6 protein-coding genes and 2 pseudogenes are annotated in these 6,254 nt (G+C 68.5%); 4 read left to right on the top strand and 4 right to left on the bottom strand.

Annotated elements, in window-relative coordinates; all coding sequences use genetic code 11:
* Nucleotides 1–122 precede the first annotated feature (122 nt).
* Nucleotides 123–383 carry a CRISPR-associated endoribonuclease Cas6 gene (locus AC08OT_RS18390; RefSeq protein WP_476594339.1) on the top strand — a complete coding sequence of 87 codons (261 nt, stop codon included), beginning with the start codon at nucleotides 123–125 and terminating at the stop codon, nucleotides 381–383.
* 495 nt (nucleotides 384–878) lie between these two features.
* Nucleotides 879–1,010: pseudogene (locus tag AC08OT_RS18385) on the top strand (CRISPR-associated endonuclease Cas2); the annotation flags it as partial.
* A 99-nt stretch (nucleotides 1,011–1,109) separates the two neighbouring features.
* Here the strand turns inward: AC08OT_RS18385 and ypfJ are convergent.
* From ypfJ to AC08OT_RS18370, 3 genes and pseudogenes are all read right to left on the bottom strand, one after another.
* A pseudogene (ypfJ, locus tag AC08OT_RS18380) lies at nucleotides 1,110–1,979 on the bottom strand (KPN_02809 family neutral zinc metallopeptidase).
* A gap of 275 nt (nucleotides 1,980–2,254) precedes the next feature.
* A complete protein-coding gene (locus AC08OT_RS18375; protein WP_476594340.1) occupies nucleotides 2,255–2,674 on the bottom strand; it encodes an ester cyclase in 420 nt (139 codons plus the stop codon).
* Between the two features lie 100 nt (nucleotides 2,675–2,774).
* Complete coding sequence (locus AC08OT_RS18370; RefSeq protein WP_476594341.1) at nucleotides 2,775–3,311, bottom strand: hypothetical protein; 537 nt, start codon at nucleotides 3,309–3,311, stop codon at nucleotides 2,775–2,777.
* 317 nt (nucleotides 3,312–3,628) lie between these two features.
* On the opposite strand from AC08OT_RS18370, the gene AC08OT_RS18365 reads away from it, so the two are divergent.
* Complete coding sequence (locus AC08OT_RS18365) at nucleotides 3,629–4,531, top strand: TerB family tellurite resistance protein (RefSeq protein ID WP_476594342.1); 903 nt, start codon at nucleotides 3,629–3,631, stop codon at nucleotides 4,529–4,531.
* Nucleotides 4,532–4,658: 127 nt separating this feature from the next.
* Here the strand turns inward: AC08OT_RS18365 and AC08OT_RS18360 are convergent, their stop codons facing one another.
* A complete protein-coding gene (locus tag AC08OT_RS18360) occupies nucleotides 4,659–5,132 on the bottom strand; it encodes an SCP2 sterol-binding domain-containing protein (RefSeq protein ID WP_476594343.1) in 474 nt (157 codons plus the stop codon).
* A gap of 187 nt (nucleotides 5,133–5,319) precedes the next feature.
* On the opposite strand from AC08OT_RS18360, the gene AC08OT_RS18355 reads away from it, so the two are divergent.
* Complete coding sequence (locus AC08OT_RS18355; protein WP_476596331.1) at nucleotides 5,320–6,162, top strand: aminotransferase class IV family protein; 843 nt, start codon at nucleotides 5,320–5,322, stop codon at nucleotides 6,160–6,162.
* Nucleotides 6,163–6,254 lie beyond the last annotated feature (92 nt).

The raw sequence follows: 6,254 nt of genomic DNA, 5'->3' as shown, positions 1-6,254 counted from the left end.
GGCCTTGGCCGAGGAACTGCATGACCGGGGATACGCCGGGAAATCACTGCGTCCACTCGGTGTCTCGCCTCCACATTTCCGGGACACACGGAAGACCCGCGGTGTCTATGCGACCTCCGGCGATGGTTCTCTCAGACCACCCGCAGTTCGCCGATCGCCTGAGCCATAACCTGCGGCACAAGGCCGACCTGCTCGGCCTGCCGTCGGACGTGGACGTCGAAGTCGTCTCCGCTGGACCTCCCCGGAAATTTCTGGTACAGCGGGCGCCGCGGCACGGCAGCACCGCCTCCGTGCGCATCAAAGCAGACGCCGCCCTGCTGGACGCCATTTATGACTGGGGCCTGGGACTGGCGACCAACCAGGGGTTCGGATGGATTCGGTAGCATGTCCGTAACCGGCGCAGTCCCCGTCACGGCCAACAATTTATTGCTGTTGACCGAGCATCCGTTGCAGCGGAGCGGAGCTCGGTCGATCGCCGTTCTTGCCGGCCGGGAAAATGTTGAGGACGTTACCGGAGAGGACCTGGGCAGGGTAGCCGAACAGATCGTCACGGACGTCGTTCAGGCCGCGATCGCCGGCAAGGATTATCTCGCCTACGACTGGTGGAAAATCCTCTTCGCAATGTATCCGAACGCGAAACCCACCCCCGCCAGGCGGACCCGGGACCGGGCCAAGCTGACCGCGGAGGTGAAGGAGTTCTTCGCGCCGGATCGGGCCGACGATGCGCTACCGGCCGTGTGCCTTCTGCGAGGGCCCCACCGACGTCCTCTGGGCGAAGTCGAACCTGCCGATGTTCGACACCACTCCGATCCGACGGGTGATGATCCCTATTCGTCGTTCTGGTCTACGACACGGCGGCGGAACGCAACCCCTAGGCGTTGCGCACGTGCCGCAAGTACCTGCACTGGGTGCAACGCAGCGTCTTCGAGGGCGAACTGTCGGCCGCGCAGTATCGTGCGCTGATGACCACGCGGCGCGGCCAGCCTGATCTCCTTTACGGCAACATCCGCCGGGGCACGGGACGCCCCGCCCGCCCTGGCACCGGGAGCTGAGAACCGCCTGAACCCACCGGTCGGTGAAGCTCGGTGGAACCCTCGGTCGGTTTTCGCTCAGGCGTGCGGCACGGTGCCGCAGGACGCCGTCGACGCGCCCCGGTAGCCGGTGAGGAAGGCATCGCAGCGCTGCCGCGCCGACCCGTGCGTCCAGGTCTCCAGGTTGACCTGGCCGGATGCCCTGACCTGAATCCGGTCGTCGCCGACGGCCTCCGCCGCGCCGAGCGCCTGGTCAAGGTCGGCCTCGCCGATGGTGACGTTCCCGCCGGTGTTCGCGAGGGTGCTCCAGACCCCGGCGTAGCAGTCGGCCTGCAGTTCGAGCTGCACGCTGAGCTCGTTCTCCCGGGACGGGTCCGCCCGCTGTGCCTGCCGCACCCGCGCCTCGGTCCCGGTCAGCGTCTGCAGATGGTGCCCGACCTCGTGCGCCACGATGTACGCCTGCGCGTAGCGTCCCTCGGCGCCGAAGTCGCGCTGGAGCTGGGCGAGGAATCCGAGATCGATGTAGACCTTGCGGTCCGGCGGGCAGTAGAACGGCCCGACCTAGGCAGACGCCACGCCACAGCCGGTCTGGACGGCTTGGGAGAAGTAGACCAGGCGGGGCTTGGTATACATCTGGCCGTTCCGGGCGAACTGAGCGGTCCAGACCTCATTGATCTCGTTGAACGCCTTGAGGACGAAGCAGTCGTCGTATTCATCGATGGCCGCGGCGGTGTTGCACCGCTGCGCGAGGTCACCCGACGACTGCCCGGGCTGCGACAGGGGTGCCGTACCAGCGTCGGTACCACCGCCGAGCACCGTCACCACCAGGTAGATGAGCAGGCCGACGATGCTCACCCCACCGCCACCGACAGCGATCCCCCTGCCGAGACCACCACCTCGCCTGTCCTCGAGCTCGGATGTGTCGACCGACGAGTCGTCGAACTGCATGACCTGCCTTCCGCCTTCCCCTTCTCCCCGGGCATGACCGGTCAGCCGGGTTCCGCAGGCAGTATGTCCATGCCGATCGGCTCTCGAATCTGGACCCGTCGGCTCTCGCGCCCGGCCCGGCCGACGTCACGACCGACACCGCACCGGCCGGGAACCCGTAGTCGATTCATGACACAAAGCTGTTGGGGGTAGGCACGTTTTCGGGGCCCGGAAGCGTGACTACCCCCCCATATTTCGGCCGGGCCGGGCCAGGCCAGGCCCAGGGCCGGGCCGGCTCAGGCGGGTCGACCGAGCTGGCGAGCGAGCCGCGTCTGGTCGAAGTACAGCCGGTTCTCGGTGATCAGGCCGCGCTCGACCCGGTAGACCTCGACGACACGCAGGTTGATCCGACGCCCGGTGGGCGCGAGCTCCGTCCCGTCCGGGTCGCGGTAGACGCCGACGTGCGTCGCGGTCAGCGTGTACTCCTCGACCACGATCTCGCCCTGCTCGGCCAGCACGTGGGTATCGACGTCGATCTCACCGAAAGCCGCCAGGAAGGCGGCGCTGTACTCGGCGCCCGCCGCGCGCCCCTTGATCCGCACCCCGCCCGATGCCTCGACGACCAGGTCCTCGTCGAGCAGCGACAGCACCGAGGCCTCGTCACCGAGGTCGAAGGCGTCCAGCGCGCGCTTCACCGTGTCCAGCGCCTCTCCCACGTGACATCCTCCAGGCTTGCCTGCCGCACACACCGTCCAGAGGGCGATCATCCCACCACCGGGCCGGTTCCCGACGGGAAACCGGACGTCCGGGAGGACGTCAGACGCTCGTGGTCGAGCCGGGGCGGATGATCATCAGAACGGTGACAATCACCCAGAGCAGGCTGAACACACCGGCCGCCATCGCGAGACCGCTCGTGCGGGCGCGCGCCGCGGCCGCGTCCATGGCCACCGCACCACCATCCATGGCCACCGCGCCTCCGTCCTGCACACGGTCGGGGACGGCCGGGGATCCGGCGACGATCTCGTCGAGGACGCCACGCTGTCCGGGCAGCACCACGATGAGAAGCACGACGGCGGCCACGGTGGTCAGCGCGATCGCGACGATCAACCAGCTCTGCCCAAGAACCCCCAGGCTCTGCGCGGTGAAGAACCCGAAGATCGGCACGACGAGGCCGAGCGCGGAGTAGACGCCACAGATTCGGTGCAGCACGCGGACAATCCCGGCAGCGCGCTCGTCGCCCGGGGAGGTCAGCGCCAGGCGCGCAGCCGGGGCGAACATGCTGGCGGCCACGGTGATCGGTCCGATCGCGAGGATCGCGGCCAGAACATGCACGCTGAGCAGAAACTTGGTCACGGTATGCCTCTCAGGATCGGCCCAGGATCGGGCGCGGACGGTCTGGATACGGATCCGGTGGCGCCGCGCCCACGCCTCGACGCTAAGGTCCGGGCGGCTCGACGCCCTAGCCGCCACAGACACCATCATCCTTCCGAGACTGGCCGATCCCACCCCGTCACTGGCCGCGGGCGCGCGCGGCACCCGGACCGAGCGGTCACGCCGGCAGCGCAGATGAGTAGTTCCGCACCGCCGCGTCCACTCGCTCCGCCATCTGGTGGATGATGGTTCCTGCGCGTAACCCGCCTTGTGCCGTGCGTCTTCAGGAGGCTTTCGGTATGCCTTTGCAGGCTGCTATTCGGCTTGATGTTCGGCTTCTCGTACGGATTGACGACCGCGTTCTCCTCGCTCGCCCGCCGGGAGAAGCCTGGCATGTCCTTCCGGGCGGTCCGGTGGCGGCGGGAGAGAGCACGGACGACGCTCTCGAACGGCAGGTAGGCTGCCTCGCCGGCCCTCGGACGGTCTCCCGGCAGTTCATCGGCGCGGTCGAGCACGACGGAACCGTCACCGGCCACTCACCTGAATCCGCAACCGATCACGTGCTCAGTATCATGTTCGCCGGCTTCTGGCCGCTCGACATTCCGACGCCGTCACGCTGGGGAGAGCACACGCTGGTTCCGGTGAACATCGACGTGCTTCTCGCGACACGCCTGCGCCCGCTATCGATGGCCGAGGTGGTACGTCGCTGGCTCGCCGAAGGCTGGTCGCTCTGGCGCGGCCTCGATCCCGCCGTCGGCAACCGGCGGCTGCCCTCCCTGGCCTCACTGCGCGCGCAGCTGTTCGCCCGGTGGGAGGAGCTGCGCAGCCTCACCTTCCGGGACGCCGCCGTGGCGATCTGTGCCCTCGTCACCGCGGCCGACGGCCACATCGATCCGGCGGAACGCGAGGGGCTACTCGGCTTCATCGCTACGGATCCGGTGATGTCCCAGTTTCCCGAACAGGACGTGGAGCGGCTCTTCGATGGACATCTGAGCCGTCTCACCGCAGACTTCACCGCCGGCAAACAGGCCGCGCTGGCCGACATCGCCAAGGTGCGGGGGCGGGTGGCGGAAGCCGCCGCCGTGGTGCGCATCGGGCAGGTGATCGGCCTGGTTGACGGCGAGTTCGTCGCCAGCGAGCGGGCCGTGGTGCGGGAGGCCGCCCTCACCCTCGGCCTGAACGCCGCCGAGTTCGCCCTGTGAGGGGCGAGCCGGCGCCGGTTGAACGACGTCGCCGGCCCGGCCGCTCATGACCTCCTCGGCTGGCCTTCCCGGCTGACCTCCTCGGCGCGGCACCGATCGCGGCGGCACCAGTGGGGACCGCCGCCGGTCAGCTCTCCTTCTTGATCTCGAACCAAGACAGGATCCTGCCTCCGAACTTCAGGTCACCATTAATCTTGATCTTTCTGGTGAGGAAGAGCTTGGCCCCGCTGGCTTGACCGGAGACCACCCGAACGAAGCGGACACGATCCGTGACAATGGTCAGCGTCTGCTCCCCCGCGGATTCACTCGGGGTCCCGGCGGCAGGCGGTGTCGCCAAAGTGCAGACACCGTCGGCGACCCGCAGCTCGTAGGTGCGCACGGCGCCGCCCGGTCCACCGTTGAGCACGAATCGGACCAGAGCGTTCTCTTCCTGTGCCTGCTCTGGCCGGAAGGTGTCGCGCATCTGCCGGAAGACCTCGTCCAGCACCGCGTCACCAGCCGGCCCACCCAGCAGGTCGGAGACCTCACGCTCCGACATAGCGGGCAGACCGCTGACGAGTTTCGCCGGGTCGGCCGTGGGATCGACAGCAAGGTCGGACATAGCCACACTCCTTTGCGTTCGTGTTGGCGTTCGTGGGCGGCAGCCTGTCGGCAGCACGCACGAGCACGCTAGCGAAGACGACACGGCGGCGGTTCCGTGGGCGACACAACCGGAATGTCGCGCGTGACGCCCCAGCCCACAGACGCCCCAGCCCACGGACGGCGCGGCCCACCGGCGGGTCACTATCGTGGCCAAGGTGGTCACTCCCATACTTCGACGCGTCGAAATCGACGGGCGCCCCGTTCCCCCCGATGATCCACATCGCCTGGCCCTGCTCTCCCACGGCCACTTCACCGTGCTGCAGGTGCGAGCCGGTCGGGCCCGGGGCCTGCGGTGGCATCTCACCCGGCTGGATGAGGCGAACCAGGAGCTCTACGGCGAGCCCCTGGACGGCGCACTGGTTCGCCACCGCATCCGGCAGGCACTGTACGCCACCCAGACGGCCGCCACCGGCTCCGAGGCCACGGCGACAGCCGCCACCGCGGTGGATGCCACGGTCCGGATTGTCGTCACCGAGCGGCCGGACGGCGCAGGGGTGCGCGTCATCGTCGCGATCGGCGAACCGGCAACCACGCCGACCACCCCCCAACGGCTGCGGTCAGTGCCGTACCTGCGCCCGTTCGCCCACCTCAAGCATCTCGGGACGTTCGCGCAGATCCAGCACGGCCGGCTCGTCCGCCGTGACGGCTACGACGACGCCCTGTTGACCGCCCCCGACGGGCTCGTCGCGGAGGGCGCAATGACCAACATCGGTTTCTTCGATGGCAACATGATCGTCTGGCCGGACGCTCCCGCCCTGCGCGGAGTCACCATGACGCTGTTGGAGCAGGCACCGGCGGACGGCGGCCCGCCCAGCGTACGGGCCCCCGTGCGACTGGCGGACCTGGCAGGCTTCGAGGCCGCCTTCGTCACCAACTCACGCGGGATCGCGCCCGTCCGGGCCATCGACGGCCACCTCTTCACGGGATCCGAATGGCTCATGACGGCGCTTACCCGTCGCTACGACGCGGTGCCATGGGATCCGATCTGAGCCAGGTCGACGGCGTCCCGCACGCCCGGGTGCTCCTGCGGACGGCCGGAGGACCACGTCCACCCGGCCTTATGGGATCGTCATTAAATAAG

Source organism: Frankia sp. CgJB1 (genome assembly GCF_977947065.1).
Note: the sequence above shows the minus strand (reverse complement) of the source record. Positions and strands in the feature narration are given on the sequence as shown.

What these genes read in the sequence shown, in the direction of transcription:
- AC08OT_RS18390 (WP_476594339.1), top strand. Translation starts at nt 123, where the DNA reads ATGGTTCTCTCAGACCACCCGCAGTTCGCCGATCGCCTGAGCCATAAC.
- AC08OT_RS18365 (WP_476594342.1), top strand. Translation starts at nt 3,629, where the DNA reads ATGCCTTTGCAGGCTGCTATTCGGCTTGATGTTCGGCTTCTCGTACGG.
- AC08OT_RS18360 (WP_476594343.1), bottom strand. Translation starts at nt 5,132, where the DNA reads ATGTCCGACCTTGCTGTCGATCCCACGGCCGACCCGGCGAAACTCGTC.